Source organism: Maritalea sp. S77, assembly GCF_049801075.1.
GTDB lineage: Bacteria > Pseudomonadota > Alphaproteobacteria > Rhizobiales > Devosiaceae > Maritalea.
Genome location: NZ_JBNAGG010000001.1, coordinates 366751 through 384714 on the forward strand (window position 1 = coordinate 366751; position 17964 = coordinate 384714).

General features: G+C 50.6%; 15 protein-coding genes. 6 read left to right on the top strand and 9 right to left on the bottom strand.

Going from position 1 to position 17964, the window contains the following annotated elements:
- Positions 1 to 7 precede the first annotated feature (7 nt).
- From tgt to gyrA, 7 genes are all read right to left on the bottom strand, one after another.
- Entirely contained in the window at positions 8 to 1138 is a 1131-nt protein-coding gene (tgt, locus tag ACP15Y_RS01650) for a tRNA guanosine(34) transglycosylase Tgt (protein WP_424981277.1), read from the bottom strand.
- Between the two features lie 2 nt (positions 1139 to 1140).
- Positions 1141 to 2214: a tRNA preQ1(34) S-adenosylmethionine ribosyltransferase-isomerase QueA gene (gene queA / locus ACP15Y_RS01655; RefSeq protein WP_424981278.1), complete on the bottom strand. Its 1074-nt coding sequence runs from the start codon at positions 2212 to 2214 to the stop codon at positions 1141 to 1143.
- 6 nt (positions 2215 to 2220) lie between these two features.
- On the bottom strand, positions 2221 to 2694 hold the full coding sequence (locus tag ACP15Y_RS01660; protein WP_133570956.1) for a peptidylprolyl isomerase: 474 nt from the start codon (positions 2692 to 2694) through the stop codon (positions 2221 to 2223).
- An 85-nt stretch (positions 2695 to 2779) separates the two neighbouring features.
- A complete protein-coding gene (locus tag ACP15Y_RS01665) occupies positions 2780 to 3421 on the bottom strand; it encodes a peptidylprolyl isomerase (protein WP_424981279.1) in 642 nt (213 codons plus the stop codon).
- Entirely contained in the window at positions 3418 to 3912 is a 495-nt protein-coding gene (gene coaD / locus ACP15Y_RS01670) for a pantetheine-phosphate adenylyltransferase (protein ID WP_133570955.1), read from the bottom strand. Before coaD ends, ACP15Y_RS01665 begins: the two co-directional genes overlap by 4 nt.
- A gap of 7 nt (positions 3913 to 3919) precedes the next feature.
- A complete protein-coding gene (locus ACP15Y_RS01675) occupies positions 3920 to 4543 on the bottom strand; it encodes a LysE family translocator (protein ID WP_424981280.1) in 624 nt (207 codons plus the stop codon).
- A gap of 47 nt (positions 4544 to 4590) precedes the next feature.
- A complete protein-coding gene (gene gyrA / locus ACP15Y_RS01680) occupies positions 4591 to 7293 on the bottom strand; it encodes a DNA gyrase subunit A (protein ID WP_424982440.1) in 2703 nt (900 codons plus the stop codon).
- A 330-nt stretch (positions 7294 to 7623) separates the two neighbouring features.
- Between gyrA and ACP15Y_RS01685 the strand changes: the two genes are divergently transcribed.
- Both ACP15Y_RS01685 and ACP15Y_RS01690 read left to right on the top strand, forming a co-directional pair.
- A complete protein-coding gene (locus ACP15Y_RS01685) occupies positions 7624 to 9873 on the top strand; it encodes an efflux RND transporter permease subunit (protein ID WP_424981281.1) in 2250 nt (749 codons plus the stop codon).
- Positions 9870 to 10406 (top strand): hypothetical protein, encoded by a 537-nt coding sequence (locus ACP15Y_RS01690; protein ID WP_424981282.1) that lies wholly within the window; start codon positions 9870 to 9872, stop codon positions 10404 to 10406. The genes ACP15Y_RS01685 and ACP15Y_RS01690 overlap by 4 nt, the downstream gene beginning before the upstream one ends.
- A gap of 73 nt (positions 10407 to 10479) precedes the next feature.
- Here the strand turns inward: ACP15Y_RS01690 and ACP15Y_RS01695 are convergent, their stop codons facing one another.
- A complete protein-coding gene (locus tag ACP15Y_RS01695; RefSeq protein ID WP_424981283.1) occupies positions 10480 to 10968 on the bottom strand; it encodes a single-stranded DNA-binding protein in 489 nt (162 codons plus the stop codon).
- Between the two features lie 275 nt (positions 10969 to 11243).
- On the opposite strand from ACP15Y_RS01695, the gene uvrA reads away from it, so the two are divergent.
- From uvrA to trmFO, 4 genes are all read left to right on the top strand, one after another.
- Positions 11244 to 14126 (top strand): excinuclease ABC subunit UvrA, encoded by a 2883-nt coding sequence (uvrA, locus tag ACP15Y_RS01700; protein WP_424981284.1) that lies wholly within the window; start codon positions 11244 to 11246, stop codon positions 14124 to 14126.
- Between the two features lie 158 nt (positions 14127 to 14284).
- Positions 14285 to 14446 (top strand): hypothetical protein, encoded by a 162-nt coding sequence (locus tag ACP15Y_RS01705; RefSeq protein ID WP_424981285.1) that lies wholly within the window; start codon positions 14285 to 14287, stop codon positions 14444 to 14446.
- A 119-nt stretch (positions 14447 to 14565) separates the two neighbouring features.
- The gene (locus ACP15Y_RS01710; RefSeq protein WP_084634168.1) at positions 14566 to 14715 is read left to right on the top strand and encodes a DUF1127 domain-containing protein; all 150 of its coding nucleotides are present in this window, start codon (positions 14566 to 14568) and stop codon (positions 14713 to 14715) included.
- Positions 14716 to 14830: 115 nt separating this feature from the next.
- Positions 14831 to 16216: a methylenetetrahydrofolate--tRNA-(uracil(54)-C(5))-methyltransferase (FADH(2)-oxidizing) TrmFO gene (trmFO, locus tag ACP15Y_RS01715; RefSeq protein WP_424981286.1), complete on the top strand. Its 1386-nt coding sequence runs from the start codon at positions 14831 to 14833 to the stop codon at positions 16214 to 16216.
- Here trmFO and ACP15Y_RS01720 read toward each other — a convergent pair.
- On the bottom strand, positions 16213 to 17964 hold the full coding sequence (locus ACP15Y_RS01720; protein ID WP_424981287.1) for a DUF4153 domain-containing protein: 1752 nt from the start codon (positions 17962 to 17964) through the stop codon (positions 16213 to 16215). The genes trmFO and ACP15Y_RS01720 overlap by 4 nt on opposite strands.

Below are 17964 nucleotides of genomic sequence, written 5' to 3' on the forward strand. Positions count from 1 at the left end.
CCTTTAATTATAGAGGTGGAATATCACCTTTCGCCCAACCTTCGCGGGTTTCGGCTGCGAAATCATCAAACCGATCCTCGGCAATTGCATCGCGCATACCTTGCATCAAAGTTTGATAATAAGCCAAATTGATCTGCGACAAAATCATTGCGCCCAGCATCTCGTTGGCACGGATAAGATGGTGCAAATAGGCCCGCTGATAGATCTGACAGTTGGGATTGGACGAGGTTTCATCCAAGGGACGTGCATCGTCTTTATGACGTGCATTTTTGAGGTTGATCACACCATATTTGGTGTAGGCATGACCGTGGCGTCCGGCGCGTGTAGGGTGCACGCAATCGAACATATCAATGCCGCGTTTGACCGCGCCGAGCAAATCGTCCGGCTTGCCCACGCCCATCAAATAGCGTGGCCGATCTTCAGGCAAAGCAGGTGTTGTGTAGTCCAAAACCTCAAACATGGTTTCCTGCGGTTCACCCACAGCAAGGCCACCGACAGCGTAGCCTTTGAAACCAATCTCGGTAAGCGCTTGCGCAGAGCGCAGGCGTAAATCTTCTTGGTCACCGCCTTGGACAATGCCAAACAGCGCTCGCCCCGGCTGGGTGCCAAACGCATTTTTGGACCGCTCGGCCCAACGAACTGACAGTTCCATGGCGCGCTGAATGTCTTCGCGGGTCGATGGCAAGGCCACACATTCATCGAGTTGCATTTGAATATCCGCGCCCAACAGAGTTTGGATTTCAATGGAGCGCTCTGGTGTGAGCATATGTTTGGAGCCATCAATATGGGATTTGAACGACACGCCGTGTTCGTCCAGCTTGCGCAATTTGGCCAAGCTCATGACCTGAAAGCCGCCAGAGTCTGTGAGGATGGGGCGAGACCAATTGGCAAATTTGTGCAGACCACCCAAGTGCGCCACGCGCTCCGCGCCGGGGCGCAACATCAAGTGATAGGTGTTGCCCAGAATAATGTCTGCGCCAAGTTCACGCACTTGATCAGGATACATGCCCTTCACCGTGGCGGCGGTGCCGACAGGCATAAAGGCAGGCGTGCGGATTTCGCCGCGCGGCGTTGAGATTTCGCCGAGGCGCGCGCCATTGCTTTTCGATTTCAGTTCAAAAGCAAAGTCTTGGGTCATTCTTAATCCTTGGCTGGCAGATCCGCGCGAAACAGCAAAGATGCATCGCCAAATGAATAGAAGCGATATTTGCTGTCGATCGCGTGTTTATAGGCCTTTTGCATGGTCTCAAAGCCTGAAAAGGCCGAAACCAGCATAAAAAGTGTCGATTTTGGCAAGTGGAAGTTGGTCATCAACACATCCACTGCATTAAATTGGTAGCCCGGTGTGATGAAAATATCTGTTTCACCACAGAATGGCTTTAGCTCGCCATCCATAGAGGCGCTTTCCAACAGGCGGAGACTGGTGGTGCCCACAGCTATCACACGTCCGCCCTTGGCTTTGGCCTCTTTGATGATGTCGATGGTCGATGAGGTAATTTCACCCCATTCTGCGTGCATTTTGTGGTCTTCAGTGTCGTCCACTTTGACGGGCAGAAACGTCCCTGCCCCCACATGTAGCGTGACTTCTTCAATCTTCACGCCTTTGGCGCGGATGGCTTCGAGCAAACTGTCCGTGAAATGCAAGCCAGCGGTGGGCGCAGCCACGGCACCATCGTGCTTGGCATAGATGGTTTGATAGTCGGTATCGTCCTGATCTTCATGATCACGCTTTGCACCGATATAGGGCGGCAGCGGCATGGCTCCGCGGGCTTTGATCGCCTCGTCCAGCTCGGCGCCCTTTTCGGCGAACTTGAGCTGCACTTCGCCCGCATCGGCTTTTTCCACCACTTCGGCACGCAACGGGTCTACGCCCTCGCGCAAAAACTCGACCTGATCGCCGATCGCCAGCTTTTTGGCCGGACGCGCAAAGGCGCGCCATTGTTGCGGATCGACACGTTTATGCAGATTGACGGAGATTTTCGCCACCGCCTCACCGCGCGTGCGGGTGCCGACAAGTTCAGCGGGCAACACTTTAGTGTTGTTGACCACCAACACATCATTTTCGGTTAGAAAATCAGTTAGTTCGGAGACCGAACGGTCCTGCAATTCTGTGGTCGGATTGACCACAAGCATACGTGCAGAATCACGTGGCACCGCAGGATGCAGTGCCACAAGATCGTCCGGCAATGTAAAGTCGAACTCGTCTACGCGCATAAAGGCTTACTGATCTGCAGCCACACGCATGGATACGATGCTATCTGGGTTGGCCACTGGCTCACCACGCTTCAACTGGTCAACTGCATCCATGCCGTCAATCACTTGGCCCCAAACAGTGTATTGGCCGTCAAGGAATGACTGATCGTCAAAGCAGATGAAGAATTGTGAGTTTGCTGAGTTCGGGTCCATTGTGCGGGCCATTGAACATGTGCCGCGCTTATGTGGTGTGTCGTTGAACTCTTGCGGCAAATCTGGCTTGTCTGAACCGCCGGTACCGGTGCCATTTGGGCAGCCAGCTTGGGCCATAAAGCCTTCAATCACACGGTGAAATACGATCCCGTCATAGAATTTTTCGCGTGCTAATTCTTTGATGCGCTCAACATGTTTTGGCGCAACTTGTGGCAACAATTCGATGGTCACGCTGCCTTTAGTAGTTTCCAAAAGCAATGTGTTTTCAGGATCTTTAATATCAACCATTTTGTTCTCCTCAACGCGCAGAAGGCGTTGTTCGGTCATTTTCATATGCGGCGGACAATAAATCCGCCGCTATTCGAGATGGGTTTTACTGGTCTTTCACACGAAATGAAACAATTTTATCTGGCTCCACGACCATCCCATTGCGATTTGGGTCACCTTTTTTGATTTGGTGAATATGTTCCATGCCGTCTGTGACATAGCCAAATACAGTGTATTGGCCATTCAAGAACTCGGCATCTTCAAAGGTGATGAAGAATTGTGAATTGGCAGAGTTGGGATTTTGGCTGCGCGCCATGCCCAACGTGCCGCACTGATAATTTGTGTCGGTGAATTCAGCAGGCAAATCATCATAGCTTGAGCCGCCCATACCTGTGCCGGTTGGGTCGCCCGTTTGGGCCATAAAGCCTTCGATCACGCGGTGGAACACCACATTGTCGTAAAAGCCTTCTTTGGCCAATGTTGTGATGCGCTCAACATGTTTCGGTGCCAAATCCGGGCGCAATTCAAACGCAACGGTGCCGGTTTTCAGTTCCATTTCCATGGCCACAGTTTCAACGCCTTCTGGCGCGGCAGGTGTTTCGCACGCAGCATAAGTTTTCGCTTCGCCAGAAGCCGCCTGTGCAGCGGGTGCTTTGGTTAATTCGTTGTAGGCGACAATGGCAAACAGGCCGACAAAGGCCGTGCCCAGCAAAGCAAAGGCTTTGGATTTCTTGTTGTTTTCGGTCATTTACTCTTCAATACATTTAGAACAGCGTTGGGAACAAAGGCAGTGATATCACCGCCCATTTGCGAGATTTGGCGCACCAATGTTGCGGAAATATGCCGAACATGTGGGCTAGATGGCACAAACACTGTTTGCAGGTCTGGTGCCATTTGCGCGTTCATACCTACCATTTGCATCTCATAATTATAATCAGTGGTATCGCGCAAGCCACGAATGATGATGTTTGCGTGCAAATTACGCGCAGCATGAATCATCAAGCCATCAAATTGAGCAATTTCAATGGTTACATCGTTTCGCTTGGCAATCGGTGTAATGGCTTGTTGCAGCAATGTTAGTCGTTCGTCGCCTGTTAGGATGGGTGATTTGCCATGATGCACGCCCACGCCAACGATTAGTCGATCCACCAAACGACAAGCGCGCTCGATGACATCAATATGTCCGTTGGTGATGGGATCGAACGATCCGGGATAAAAGCCTGTTCTTTTTTCCGCCATAAGTGCCTCAACTTTTTTGCTGCAGCGCCAACCAAGCGCCGCCAACGATTAGAAAGCCGCCGCTAAGTTTGTTCAACAAAGCAACGCGCTGTTTTGACAATAGGTTACGTGCCTTGCTGGCCGCAAGAGCATAACAGCTATCAATAGTGGCAAAAAAGGTCACAGTGATGAGCCCTAAGATCATGATTTGTGGCGCCACAGGCTGAGCTGTATTGATAAATTGTGGCAGAAATGCCCCGAGAAACAGCAAGGCTTTAGGATTCGCCATGGTGACGAGAAAACCTTGGACAACATATTCAATAAAACCACGCCGATCAGTTTGGTCAGATTCAAACTTTAGGCCAGATTTATTGCGCACCATCTTGATGCCCAAATAGACCAAATAGGCAGCACCAAGCATTTTAAGCCAAACAAAGGCGTTACCCATTATCGAAATGACGGCCTCTAGCCCCAATGCGACGATGCCGACCATAAGCAACACGGCGATTTGTGCGCCCAATATGGTGCCAAACCCGCCGCGCGCGCCGCGCGATAATGCGTTGGCCACGATGATGGTGACGGTTGGGCCTGGCACGATCGCCAAGAAGAAGCAGGCTGTAATAAAGGCCAGCAACATTGTGCCATCAAGCATAATATCCTCCCAAAGAAAAAGGCCGAGAAAATCTCGGCCTCTTATTATTATTCATTTTCTGGCTGGTCGCCACCGGAAGTTGGCGGTGGGGTGTCAGTGGTTTGTTCATCCCCTTCTTCACCGTCTTCATCGGGTTCAGGTTCAGAGATGCGTTCCACGGAGACGACTTTCTCATCTTTTGCTGTCGACAAGACTGTTACGCCCTGAGTTGCACGACCAGCGATGCGAATGCCATCAACTGGCACGCGTATCAATTTGCCGCCATTTGTCACCAGCATAATTTGATCGTCATTCTCAATTGGGAACGATGCAACAATTTGGCCATTACGTTCGCTCATGGCCATGGCTGTTATGCCTTTGCCGCCACGACCTGTCTTACGATATTCGTAAGATGAAGTTCGCTTGCCATACCCATTTTCAGAAATCGCAAGGATGAATTGCTCGGCAGCACTCATTTCAGCATAGCGCTCCGATGACATTTCAACGTCACCGACACTGAGTTCTTCATCCAGATCGACGCTTTCCTCGGCATCACCATCCATAAGGCGGCGCAGTTTCAGGTAGGCTGCGCGTTCTTCTGGCGATGCATCAAGGTGGCGAATGATAGACATGGCAATCACTTCGTCGCCATCCGCCAATCGGATACCGCGCACACCAACTGAATTACGGCTAGTAAACACGCGCACGTCATCAACAGAGAAGCGCATCGCTTGGCCAAGTGCAGTGGTGAGCAATACGTTATCGTCTGCCGAACAAGTTTCCACATCAACAATGCCGTCGCCATCTTCGAGTTTCATGGCGATTTTGCCGTTGCGGTTCACATTGATGAAGTCGGCCAATGAGTTACGACGTACCGTGCCGCGCTTCGTCGCGAACATAATGTCGAGATCCTGCCAAGTGTCCTCGTCTTCAGGCAATGGCATGATCGAGGTGATATATTCACCTTCTTGCAGCGGCAGCATATTGACCAAGGCCTTGCCGCGCGAGTTGGCAGCGCCAACTGGCAAACGCCAGACCTTCAGTTTGTAAACAATACCGCGGCTGGTGAAGAACAGTACTGGTGTGTGGGTATTTGCCACAAATAACCGTGCTACAAAATCTTCATCACGCGTTGCCATGCCTGAACGGCCCTTGCCGCCGCGACGCTGGGCGCGATAGGTGGAAAGCGGCACGCGTTTGATGTAACCACCGTGAGATACGGTCACAACCATATCTTCTCGTGCGATCAAATCTTCGTCGTCCACATCACCAACAGCATCGACAATTTCTGTGCGACGTTCGGTACCGTAACGGTCGCGCACTTCGAGCATTTCTTCGCGAATGATTTCGATCACGCGCTCTTTAGACCGCAAAATATCGAGATAGTCTTCGATTTCGGCGCCCAACTTATTCAATTCGTCGCCAATTTCATCGCGGCCAAGCGCTGTCAAACGTTGCAGGCGTAAATCGAGGATCGCTTTAACCTGCTCTTCTGACAGATAATATGTGCCATCTTCATTGACGGTGTGACGCGGGTCATCGATCAATTTGATCAATGCTTCCACATCATGTGCAGGCCATGCCCGCTCCAACAGGCGCGACCGTGCTGTTGCAGGATCTGGCGCTGTACGGATGAGTTGGATCACTTCATCCACGTTTGCAACAGCGATCACCAAGCCCACCAATACGTGCGCGCGATCGCGAGCCTTGTTGAGCAAGAATTTGGCGCGCCGTGTTACAACTTCCTCACGGAAATCAACAAAAGCGGTCAAAATATCGCGCAGGCTCATTTGTTCCGGCTTGCCACCATTCAAGGCAACGAAGTTACAGCCAAATGAGGATTGCAGAGGCGAGTATTTGTAAAGCTGATTCAACACAATGTCGGCAACCGCATCGCGTTTCAATTCAATCACAACGCGCATACCTTCACGGTCTGACTCGTCGCGAATGTCCGAAATACCTTCAATCCGCTTATCGCGCACAAGCTCCGCGATCTTTTCGATCATGGATGCTTTGTTCACCTGATAAGGAATTTCGGTGATGATCAGCGCTTCACGATCCTTGCGGATTTCTTCAACGCCAACTTTACCGCGCATCAAAACAGAGCCACGGCCCGTTTCATATGCCGAACGAATGCCGGAGCGACCAAGGATGATGCCCGCAGTCGGGAAATCTGGCCCTGGCATAATTTCCATCAATTCTTCGGTTGTGATGTCTGCATTGTCCATCAAGGCAATGGCTGCATTGATCACTTCGATCAAGTTGTGGCTTGGAATATTGGTGGCCATGCCAACGGCAATGCCGCCTGAACCGTTGACCAAAAGGTTCGGGAAACGTGCCGGCAAAATAGTCGGCTCGCTCTCAGTATTATCGTAGTTATCGCGGAAATCGACTGTGTCGCGGTCAATGTCTTCCAAAAGCGCTGTGGACACACGTTCCATACGCACTTCTGTATAACGCATTGCGGCGGGCATATCCCCATCAATCGAGCCGAAGTTGCCCTGACCATCAATCAAGGGCAAGCGCATTGAGAATTCCTGCGCCATCCGCACAAGCGCGTGATAAACCGCTGTATCGCCGTGCGGGTGGTATTTACCGATTACATCACCAACAACACGTGCTGACTTACGATATTGCTTGTTCCACTCATACCCATTTTCATGCATCGAATACAGAATTCGACGGTGCACGGGCTTCAATCCATCGCGCACATCTGGCAGCGCACGGCTCACAATCACGCTCATGGCATAATCGAGATAAGAGCGGCGCATCTCATCAGTTACAGAGATCAAAGAGATATCTGAATTGGGTTCATTTTCAGGTGTTTGATCGTTGGGCGTATCAGTCACGGCTGTTCTTATTGCTGTTGCGTGTGCGTTAACCCACTTTTCTTAAGTGATTCCGCAAGGAAAGGCCATTGAGATTGCGCGATTGTTCACATGTCAACGCTGGTTTTGGGCGTTTTTCCCGGCGAATTTAACTCAAACTTGGCAATATCGTGGCAATTTAATTCAGAATCTGCTTAATTCTTCGCGAAATCCAAAAAAGTATGCGTTGTGGCCCGCGGCCCAAGCTGCAGACCAATATCGGAGCGTTTTACATTGTCTATCGGTTTCGGCCTCGAACGTATCGGCCTTCTTACGCTTAAATATCCCAAAATCGTCACCGCAATTCTCGTCGCATTCACCCTGCTTTGCTTGGCACAGGTGCCGCGCATCACCATCGATGGCGATTTGTTGCGGCTCTATAAGAACTCCGGTGAGTATTACGACACTTATGTAGAATTGGGCGAACGGTTCGGCACATTTGAAAATGATGCTTATATTTTGGTCAAATCAGATCAGCTGACTGATCCAGAAGTCATTGAGACCATGCGCGAGCTCGCGTTGGAGTTGGAACTCAACAGTTTCGCCAGTGGCACGCTTTCACCATTCTCGTTGCGCAAGCCCGCAGAAGAAGACGGGATAACACGACCTGCAGTGCCAGAAAATATGGCGAACGCCGAAGAAGTAGCGGCCGCACTCAATGATTTGCGCCAAAACGATCCGATGATGCGAAACCTCATTGTCGAGGATTTGACGGGGTTCGTGATGCTAATGTTCCCAAACCCAGACATGTTAAAGGGAGACGGCGAAACGCGCATGATTTCCGAGTTGCGTGAGATGATCGCCTTTTATGACGATCCGCGTTATCAGATAGAGTTGACTGGTCCGCCGATATGGAAGTCTGAGCTGTTGAATGCTAGTAAGTCTGACCAAGTCAAATTTACCGCCGCTGGCATTATATTAGGCTTTTTGACTGCATTCCTCGCCTTTAGAACCTTCTGGGGCGCTGTTTTGGCAACCCTGGCGCCATTTGTTTCAGTCTTGTGGGTCGTGGGCAGTGTGGTGCTGATATTTGGCTCCTTCACCTTCCTCACCAACATCTTGACGGCTTTGGTGCTGGTGATCGCCTTTGCGGAGAGTATGTTCTTCTGTTTCCATTGGCTGCGATTATCGCGCGAAGGCATGGAACATGAAGAAGCGATCCGCGAAACTATCATTCGGGTTAGCCCCGCTTGTGCGCTGACGTCTATTACGACTGTTGTTGCCTTCCTTTCACTCAGCATCGCGCCGGGCCAAGGCATCTTTGAGTTTGCCATCACCGGCGCGCTGGCAATCCCTATGGCATTTTTGGCCCTTGTCACCTTCTTGCCGCTGGCGCTGCGTGCGGCGACCCGCTTAGGCTATAGGCCGAAGCAAGCTCCAAGCGTTGCGCTGACCGCAATTATCCCACCGCTTGCAAAATTGGCCCAAGGCTATTCTAAGCCTGTGGCGATTGCTGGGGTGTTGGCATTCTTGTTTATGCTTTACCCGCATTTCCAGTTGCAGCCGAGTTTCTCGTTCCAACAGTTTTTGCCGAAGGGCTCCGAGGCCTTGGATACATCTGAACAGATTGACCAAGGCGTGGGCGGCGTTGCTCCGCTTTATGTGTCGATCCCGCTTCTCGACAATAATCCGCAAATCACAGACGATGATTTCGCCCGGGTCGAAACTGTACATGCCATTTTGGAAGATATTTTCGGCAAAGGGAAAGTGATTTCCGGTGCCAGCTTCAACCATTATAGTGAAGCAGGATTTTCTCGCGATCAGATTTTCGATGCGGTTGGTCCGTTTATGAAGCGTCGGTTTATCACCGATGAAGGCGATTTGGCGATGGCTACTGCCTTTATGCCGACGCAGCTTGCGTCAAAAGAAGTGCGTGAGCTGGTGGAACAAACTGACGCTGCGCTGAAGGATGCAGGCCTTAGCGATACCTCTATCTCTGGTTTCCGCGTGCTTTCTGCCTATGAGAGCGTTGATATGATTCAGCGGCTTCAAGATGGCTTGACGATTGCGGTGATCATTTCGATTTTCATTATCGGCATCGCCTTCCGCTCTTGGCGCGTTGCGCTGATTTGCACCATTCCAAACTTTGCGCCAATTTTGGGCACGGAACTGTATCTCTGGGTATCCGGTGCAGGGTTGCAACTAACGACCGTCATCTCATTGACGATTGCCTTTGGTATTGCCGTAGATGATACGATTCACTTTATGAATCACTATGTTCGAGCGCGGAATCAAAACTACGGACATAAGGAAGCTGTGATGCGGACTTTGGAACGTGTTGGGCCCGCTCTAATTGCAACGACGTTGATCCTTTGCGCAGGTACAACCGTTGTTATATTCTCTGTGTTGCCGCAGGTTGCCCTATTTGGGGCGCTATGCGTGCTTACTCTTTTCTTGGCATTGCTGGGCGATTTGATTATTTTGCCTTCATTGCTCATCGCCGGGGGGCGATTGTTTAGATCCTTTGGAGGACAACCAAAATGAAATTGAAGCATTTCGCGAATGCCATCAAAGCACTTCTGCTGGGCGCTGTTTTGGCCAGTGGTTTCTCAACACCCAGCTTTGCAGGCAAGGCCGATGTGGAACTCTTGAAAAGCTATGTCGGCAATTGGCGTGGGCGCGGCGAAGCCACCCTCGCCTCAACAGGCGACGATGAAACTGTTTTGTGTAAAATGGATTTCTCAGACTCTGGCCCTGACCGAATCGGACTTCGCGGACGTTGTTCTCTTGCAGGAACAACACTCTCCATGCGCGGCACCGTTGCTTATGTCGAACAAAATCGTCGATTTGAGGCCGTAATGTCTTCCAATACGAGTTTCCAGGGCGTGGCCATTGGGCGCCGTTCAGGCAAAAACTTGAATTTCTCATTGTTGAATGTGAAAGCCGAAAACGATGATGCCTATGACATCAAAGTTGGCTTGCAACTTCGCAATGGCGAGATTTTTGTGAAGTTCGATATTTTGCACAAAGCGAGCGGCGGCAAATCAACTGCACGCATTCCATTCACTAAAAGCTAGTCGCTTTGAGAATGTAGACAAACAAAAGGCCGCTTCAAAGAGCGGCCTTTTTTGATGGGCTGTTTCGTTCGGCTTAGAACGGGATGTCATCATCCATATCACCAACATCAAATGCAGGTGCGTTTGCTTGTGGACGACCACCGCCGCCTTGATTGTTGTTACCGTAGGAGCCGCCGCCACCTTGGCCACCACCTGCACCTGCATTGTCACCGCGGCCACCCAGCATGGTGAGCGTTGCGTTGAAGCCTTGCAGCACTACTTCTGTAGAATAGCGATCATTGCCATCCTGATCTTGCCACTTACGTGTTTGCAATTGGCCTTCTACGTAAACAGTAGAACCCTTGCGCAAATACTGCTCTGCAACGCGGCAAAGACCTTCGCTGAAGATAACCACGCGATGCCATTCTGTCCGCTCGCGCTGTTCACCTGAGTTTTTATCGCGCCAACGCTCTGATGTGGCAATGCGCAGATTAACAATCGGGCGACCATCATTAGTGCTGCGCACTTCTGGGTCAGCACCAAGATTACCAACCAAAATTACCTTATTTACACTGCCTGCCATCGTATCTTCCCTTTCAGGCGTCATATTGAAAATAATTCAATATGTGCATCCAATTTCATATGATTATCGTAGAGTTTATGCACACAACACGCCAACAGATTGAAGGCGTGTTTATCACTCATCCACAATCCACTTGACGATCACCCATTTGTTCTATTTATGTTCTACATAAAAATCAGCAAAGTCAACTCTTGTGATTCATTTTTAAGCGCCCTAGGTTGTGCTTCGCAATTCAGTTTGACCGGTTCATACGGCAGGAACAGCAGGATTTATTAATGTCGAAATCAGCTCATCAAAATCGCGAAATTATCATTCGTGGCGCTAAAGAACACAATCTAAAATCGATTGATGTTACTCTCCCGCGTGACGAATTGATTGTGATGACGGGGCTTTCCGGCTCTGGCAAATCTTCGCTCGCGTTTGATACAATCTACGCCGAAGGCCAGCGTCGTTACGTGGAGAGCTTGTCTGCCTATGCGCGTCAGTTCCTTGAAATGATGCAAAAGCCCGATGTTGAGCAGATTGACGGCCTGTCGCCTGCGATTTCCATCGAGCAGAAAACTACGTCAAAAAATCCGCGCTCCACTGTTGGTACGGTTACCGAAATTTATGATTATTTGCGGTTGCTGTTCGCGCGCGTCGGTGTGCCCTATTCACCTGCAACCGGTTTGCCAATTGAAAGCCAAACCGTGACACAGATGGTCGATAAGATTTTGGCACTAGATGAAGGCACGCGGCTTTACCTGCTGGCGCCGATCGTGCGTGGCCGGAAAGGTGAATATAAAAAGGAACTGGCCGCGCTGATGAAACGTGGTTTCCAGCGTGTTCGCATTGATGGTGAATTTTATGAAATCCCCGATGCCCCTGCGCTCGACAAAAAATTTAAGCACAATATTGATGTGGTTGTGGACCGCATTGTGGTGTCTGCGGATATGCAGGCGCGCCTAGCCGAAAGCTTCGAAACTGCATTGCAGCTTGCCGAAGGCATCGCCATTGCTGAGATTGTCGCCAGCGAGGGCGAAAATGAGCAAATGGTTTTTTCCGAAAAATTTGCTTGCCCAGTTTCCGGCTTCACCATTGCTGAAATTGAGCCGCGGCTATTTTCCTTTAACAACCCGTTCGGTGCTTGCCCAAAATGTGATGGCTTGGGCGCTGAAGCGAAAGTTAGCGAAGATCTGGTGGTGCCGGACGAGTCGCTTAGCTTGAAGAAGGGCGCGATTGCACCTTGGTCACGCACCTCAGCCCCCTACTACGCGCAAACGCTTCAGGCGGTTTGCAAATCCTATGGCGCCAGCATGGACACACCTTGGGAAGATTTGGCACAGGACGTTCGCCAAGCAATTTTGCATGGCACGGGCGGCAAGAAAATTGAATTCATTTATGATGACGGCTTGCGCTCTTACAAAACGCAAAAAGCGTTTGAAGGCGTTGTGGGCAATCTTACCCGTCGTTATCGCGAGACAGAAAGCGCTGGGATGCGCGAAGAGATCGAAAAATATATGTCGTCCGCGCCATGTGACTCCTGCGGTGGCTATCGGCTTAAGCCGGAGGCATTGGCAGTTAAGATTGATGGTAAACACATTGGCGAAGTTTCGCAAAAATCAATTCGCGACGCCCATATTTGGTTTGAGACAATTTCAGATAAACTGACATCGACCCAGAAGGAGATTGGTGAGCGTATCTTGAAAGAAATTCGTGACCGCCTCACCTTCTTGGTTGATGTGGGTTTGGATTATCTCAGCTTGTCGCGCAATTCCGGCACCCTGTCTGGCGGTGAAAGCCAGCGTATTCGACTGGCTTCGCAGATTGGCTCTGGCCTAACGGGTGTTCTTTACGTGTTGGACGAGCCATCAATCGGGCTTCACCAGCGCGATAATGCGCGATTGCTTGAAACATTGCGCCGACTGCGCGATTTAGGCAACACGGTGATCGTGGTGGAGCATGATGAAGATGCAATTTTGACGGCAGACCATGTTGTTGACATTGGCCCCGGCGCAGGCGTGCATGGCGGCGAAATTGTTGCAGAGGGTAAGCCCAAAGATATTCTCAATCATAAGACCAGCCTCACGGGCCAATATCTGTCCGGAAAGATGGGCGTGAAGGTACCTGCGGAGCGTCGGCCGATTTCTGACACACGCAAAATCTCGGTTACCGGTGCCACTGGCAACAATTTGAAGAATGTTGATGTGGATATTCCACTTGGCTGCTTTGTGGCCGTTACGGGCGTTTCAGGCGGCGGTAAGTCCACATTGATTCTCGACACTATGTATGCGGGCATTGCACGCAAATTGAATGGTGCGCGCTTGATGCCTGCGCCGCACGATCAATTGCTGGGCCTCGAGTTTTTGGACAAGGTTATTGATATTGACCAAAGCCCAATTGGCCGGACGCCCCGTTCTAACCCAGCGACCTACACTGGTGCCTTCACACCAATCCGCGAATGGTTTGCGGGATTGCCGGAAGCGAAAGCACGTGGCTATGCGCCTGGGCGCTTTTCATTCAATGTGAAAGGTGGACGATGTGAAGCCTGCCAAGGCGATGGTGTGATTAAGATCGAAATGCACTTCTTGCCTGACGTTTATGTGACTTGTGATGTTTGCGAGGGCAAACGGTACAATCGTGAAACGTTGGAAGTTCAATTCAAGGGCAAATCCATCTCGGACGTGTTGGAAATGACAGTGGATGAAGGTGTTGATTTCTTCTCTGCTGTGCCTGCCATCCGCGACAAAATGATTACCCTGCAACGGGTTGGTCTTGGTTATGTGAAAATTGGCCAGCAAGCCACAACATTGTCGGGCGGCGAAGCACAACGGGTGAAGCTCTCTAAGGAGTTATCAAAACGCGCGACTGGGCGCACACTTTATGTGTTGGATGAACCAACGACAGGTTTGCATTTCCATGATGTGGCGAAACTGCTTGAAGTGCTGCATGAGCTTGTGGATCAGGGCAATACCGTTGTGGTGATCGAACACAATCTGGAAGTTGTTAAAACGGCAGATTGGGTGATCGATCTTGGTCCCGAAGGCGGCGACGGCGGTGGTGAAGTGGTTGCGGAGGGCCCGCCAGAGGTCATCACCGACGAAGAACGCTCACATACCGGGCATTTTTTGAAGGAATTGTTGGCGCGGCGCCCTTCTGCACAGGATGCAGCTGAATAGGCAAAGCGAAAGACCTGACTTTAGCAGGTCTCTATGACAGTTTTACCATGCCGACATGCGGTTCACACATATCTGGACCGCATGTTTTGCGTTTTGGCGACTGCCGCGAAGCGGGTAGAATTGGATGTATTTAAAGCCATTTCGCCAAGGATTGTGCCATGCCTCGCACGCTAATGACCTCTATCAAAGACCTTCTACACATCCGTCAAACCCTATTAGAGCTGGATTGCAGCGTTACAGCGGAAAATGATCACCTCGGATTGTTTAAGCCTGAAATTCAAATTGATACAGGCAATCGCTCACAAAGAACCACTTCTTAACCAGCATTGCAAAATACGCATAGGCGCGTTGCAAAAATACCGTCTACTCATGCGCAAAGAGCAGGACTATATACAGGTCAACAAACGGAACACACCACTGCAAACCAAGGAGATGAGCAATGGATTTTGGTAAAACTTTTCGCCGCTGGGCTTCATACCGCAAAACTGTTCGTGAACTGAGCGTTCTTGATGATCGTGAATTGAACGATTTGGGCATTACACGCGGTGACATTCAGCCTTTGGCTCGTGAGCATGCAGAACGCATCTAATGCGTTAAGCACACTCCAAGACCTCCCAAATCTTTAAGCACCCGCGACTTTCGCGGGTGTTTTTTTGTGCGTAAATTTTGTTGCGTTAATCCCCTATTCCTTGCTAACTGGCCACATGACAGATCAATCAAAAATTTTGCATATTGTAGGCGGCGGGCTTGCCGGTTCTGAAGCGGCTTGGCAAGCAGCAGAACTTGGTGTTCAAGTCGTGTTGCATGAAATGCGCCCCGTGCGTGAAACCGATGCTCACCAAACCGATGGTTTGGCCGAGCTGGTTTGTTCAAACTCTTTTCGCTCTGATGATTACGAAAACAATGCGGTGGGATTGCTGCACGAAGAGATGCGCCGATGCAATTCGGTGATTATGGCTGCAGCTGATAAGGCAAAACTGCCTGCTGGCGGCGCACTTGCGGTTGACCGGGATGTTTTTTCGGAAGATGTGACGGCACGGCTTGAAGCACATCAAAACATTACCATTGAGCGCGGCGAAGTGGATGGCTTGCCACCGAAAGAGTGGCAACATGTGATTATTGCTACTGGCCCGCTGACATCTGAGGCGCTGGCCCATGGCATTCAATCGCTTACTGGTGAAGATTCGCTGTCGTTTTTTGACGCTATTGCGCCAATTATCCATAAGGAAAGCATCAATTTTGATGTTGTTTGGGCGCAATCTCGTTATGACAAGGCCGGGCCTGGCGGCACGGGCGCCGACTATCTCAACTGCCCGATGGATGAAGAGCAATATAACGCGTTTATCGATGCGCTTTTGGCAGGTGATAAAACTGAATTCAAAGAGTGGGAGAATGTTCCCTATTTTGATGGCTGCTTGCCGATCGAAGTGATGGCGGAACGTGGCCGAGAAACACTTCGCTTTGGCCCTATGAAGCCAGTTGGCTTGACCAATCCCAACAATCCCGAAGTTAAGCCACACGCCATTGTGCAATTGCGACAAGACAATGCGTTGGGCACGCTGTGGAATATGGTGGGGTTTCAAACCAAATTGAAATATGGCGTGCAAGCGGAAATCTTCCGCATGATCCCCGGATTGGAAGATGCTAAGTTTGCACGGCTTGGTGGGTTGCACCGCAACACATTTTTGAACTCGCCTGCCCTGCTGGATGGTCAAATGCGCTTGAAGGCTGATCCTCGGATGCGTTTCGCTGGACAAGTGACTGGCGTTGAGGGCTATGTCGAAAGCGCTGGGCTTGGCCTTGTTGTTGGCCGTTTGGCAGCCAATGAGATTTTGGGCAACCAACTCGATGCACCACCGAAGACCACTGCGCTCGGCGCGTTGGTGAACCACATCACTGGTGGCCATTTGGCAGACGAAACGAATGGAATAAAAAGCTTCCAGCCCATGAACGTTAATTTCGGTCTATTTCCGCCCATTGAGGTGACCAAGCCTGAAGGTGTGAAGCGTTGGCGCGGCCCTGACCGGGGCAAAGCAAAAAAGCGGGCGACCTCTGCCCGTGCGCTCGAGCATTTGGAACAGTGGCGCTAATTAGCGTCGCTGCCCGTTTTTGCAAATAGATAGAAATTCAGGCGCGTCACGCGGAACGAGTCATCCGGTTCACGCTCGAGGTTGGCTTCATCCACATATAAAATATATGTTTTGCCCTCCATCGCGATCTCGATGCTCCTTTCGCGCAATTTGGTGACGGCCAAATTTTGCGCAGCAATCCATGGCTTGAGATCTAATGAGTGGACCAAAAGATTCCCCTGCTCAACCTGTAAATTATTGTTTTTTAGGCTGAAACTATAGCCGCCAGCGCTTTGACCACAACACGGCACCTGAACATGCCCATAAAAGGCAAGTGCCCCTGACAGATTGATTGGGCTGCTATCATCGAGGCGGAGAAAATCGTTACGCGTGCCCAAGTCTGGAATAAGGTTAGGCAGATCAAGTGTTTCTGCCAGTTTCTCACGCGACACTTCGCCCTCGATCTCGACACCTTTTGATTGCAGATTTTGGGTGAGCAACGTACGGCCGCTACCAGATTTAAGAAGATAGTTTGCGGCTCCGTTTATTCTTTGTGCAACCGCTTTGTCTTGTGATTCTTTCCAAATTTCTAAATTTTGCTCAAAACGGGATAGCTGGTTAAGTTGTGACCAATTTTCCATATTGAACGGACCAAAGGAAATGGGCAGCAACAGGATTGCAGCGAGGGCGGGCAATAGACGAATATCCAGCCGATTGATCACGCCCAATGCGATAATAATGATTGTCCAAGCTGTTCCTGCGCCTAGCAAAATCCGCTCTGGCGTTAGCCCATAATGGGAGATGCGGATATAGATCGCAAAGGTAAGCATGATGACAGGAATCACCGCAAAGAGCGGCCAAAGGCGCAGATAGCGGGCGACAAGGGGTTTCTTGCGCATAAAGTGCGGAAATAGCAGAAAATGATTTAGTCCTGCCACGGCGATGAAGCCAATGACCATCCACCCGACCGTACCCTCCGGGTATGATTGCTGGACAAGAATCTGGACTGCGTAAGCGATCAAGATCAGCGTATATAGTGCGAGGAATGGCGCAAATATATAAAGGCCGAGAAAGCCCACCGCCCCTGACAAAAAGTCTGGATTTTCCATATCTTGGGCTCGATAGTCTTCCAACTCCGGGATGGTGACCAACCAATAGATCGGTGCAAACAGAAGACCAGCCAAGGGCACAAGGAAACGATAGATCAGCTTGTCGATTTCAAATCCGAACAGAATGGCCACTGAGCGCTCGATGAACATCAAGCCGAACAAAATCACCAAAAATGCCAGGCCCGCGATCATTGCAGACACGATGGAACGATGGTTCATCCACCAAAATAGTTCTTGCTGCTGTTGCGCTCTGGCCTCGGCTTTGGGCGCCAAAGTGGGTGAAATTGATGTAAGTAGAATCAAGAGCGGCACCCACATAATTGGCAAGCCGATGATTTTGTTCGAGCCAAAGATGGTGATGCCAATAAGGACCAAGCCAACGATATCGAGCGTCCACGAAACTGTTCGCTTGATTACGCCGCTTTCGACCATGAGCTGCGTGGCCACAGCCAAAAGAGCTGCCAGTGAAAATGTTGCGAAAGATTTGCCGAGAAAGCTACCGCCAGATGCATCTGGCGCGTTTAGTTCGACCAAATACAGCGCGGCTGCCACGATGACAAAGCAAATGGAAACGGGGAAACGCTGCGCGGTGCGGCTTAGTTCGGGCCCCAAACGATTTCGCCATTTTTCAAAGGCGCTTTGCTCAACCGTTTCGACCAT

What these genes read in the sequence shown, in the direction of transcription:
- tgt (WP_424981277.1), bottom strand. Translation starts at nt 1,138, where the DNA reads ATGACCCAAGACTTTGCTTTTGAACTGAAATCGAAAAGCAATGGCGCG.
- queA (WP_424981278.1), bottom strand. Translation starts at nt 2,214, where the DNA reads ATGCGCGTAGACGAGTTCGACTTTACATTGCCGGACGATCTTGTGGCA.
- ACP15Y_RS01660 (WP_133570956.1), bottom strand. Translation starts at nt 2,694, where the DNA reads ATGGTTGATATTAAAGATCCTGAAAACACATTGCTTTTGGAAACTACT.
- ACP15Y_RS01665 (WP_424981279.1), bottom strand. Translation starts at nt 3,421, where the DNA reads ATGACCGAAAACAACAAGAAATCCAAAGCCTTTGCTTTGCTGGGCACG.
- coaD (WP_133570955.1), bottom strand. Translation starts at nt 3,912, where the DNA reads ATGGCGGAAAAAAGAACAGGCTTTTATCCCGGATCGTTCGATCCCATC.
- ACP15Y_RS01675 (WP_424981280.1), bottom strand. Translation starts at nt 4,543, where the DNA reads ATGCTTGATGGCACAATGTTGCTGGCCTTTATTACAGCCTGCTTCTTC.
- gyrA (WP_424982440.1), bottom strand. Translation starts at nt 7,293, where the DNA reads ATGCGCCGCTCTTATCTCGATTATGCCATGAGCGTGATTGTGAGCCGT.
- ACP15Y_RS01690 (WP_424981282.1), top strand. Translation starts at nt 9,870, where the DNA reads ATGAAATTGAAGCATTTCGCGAATGCCATCAAAGCACTTCTGCTGGGC.
- ACP15Y_RS01695 (WP_424981283.1), bottom strand. Translation starts at nt 10,968, where the DNA reads ATGGCAGGCAGTGTAAATAAGGTAATTTTGGTTGGTAATCTTGGTGCT.
- uvrA (WP_424981284.1), top strand. Translation starts at nt 11,244, where the DNA reads ATGTCGAAATCAGCTCATCAAAATCGCGAAATTATCATTCGTGGCGCT.
- ACP15Y_RS01705 (WP_424981285.1), top strand. Translation starts at nt 14,285, where the DNA reads ATGCCTCGCACGCTAATGACCTCTATCAAAGACCTTCTACACATCCGT.
- ACP15Y_RS01710 (WP_084634168.1), top strand. Translation starts at nt 14,566, where the DNA reads ATGGATTTTGGTAAAACTTTTCGCCGCTGGGCTTCATACCGCAAAACT.
- trmFO (WP_424981286.1), top strand. Translation starts at nt 14,831, where the DNA reads ATGACAGATCAATCAAAAATTTTGCATATTGTAGGCGGCGGGCTTGCC.
- ACP15Y_RS01720 (WP_424981287.1), bottom strand. Translation starts at nt 17,964, where the DNA reads ATGGTCGAAACGGTTGAGCAAAGCGCCTTTGAAAAATGGCGAAATCGT.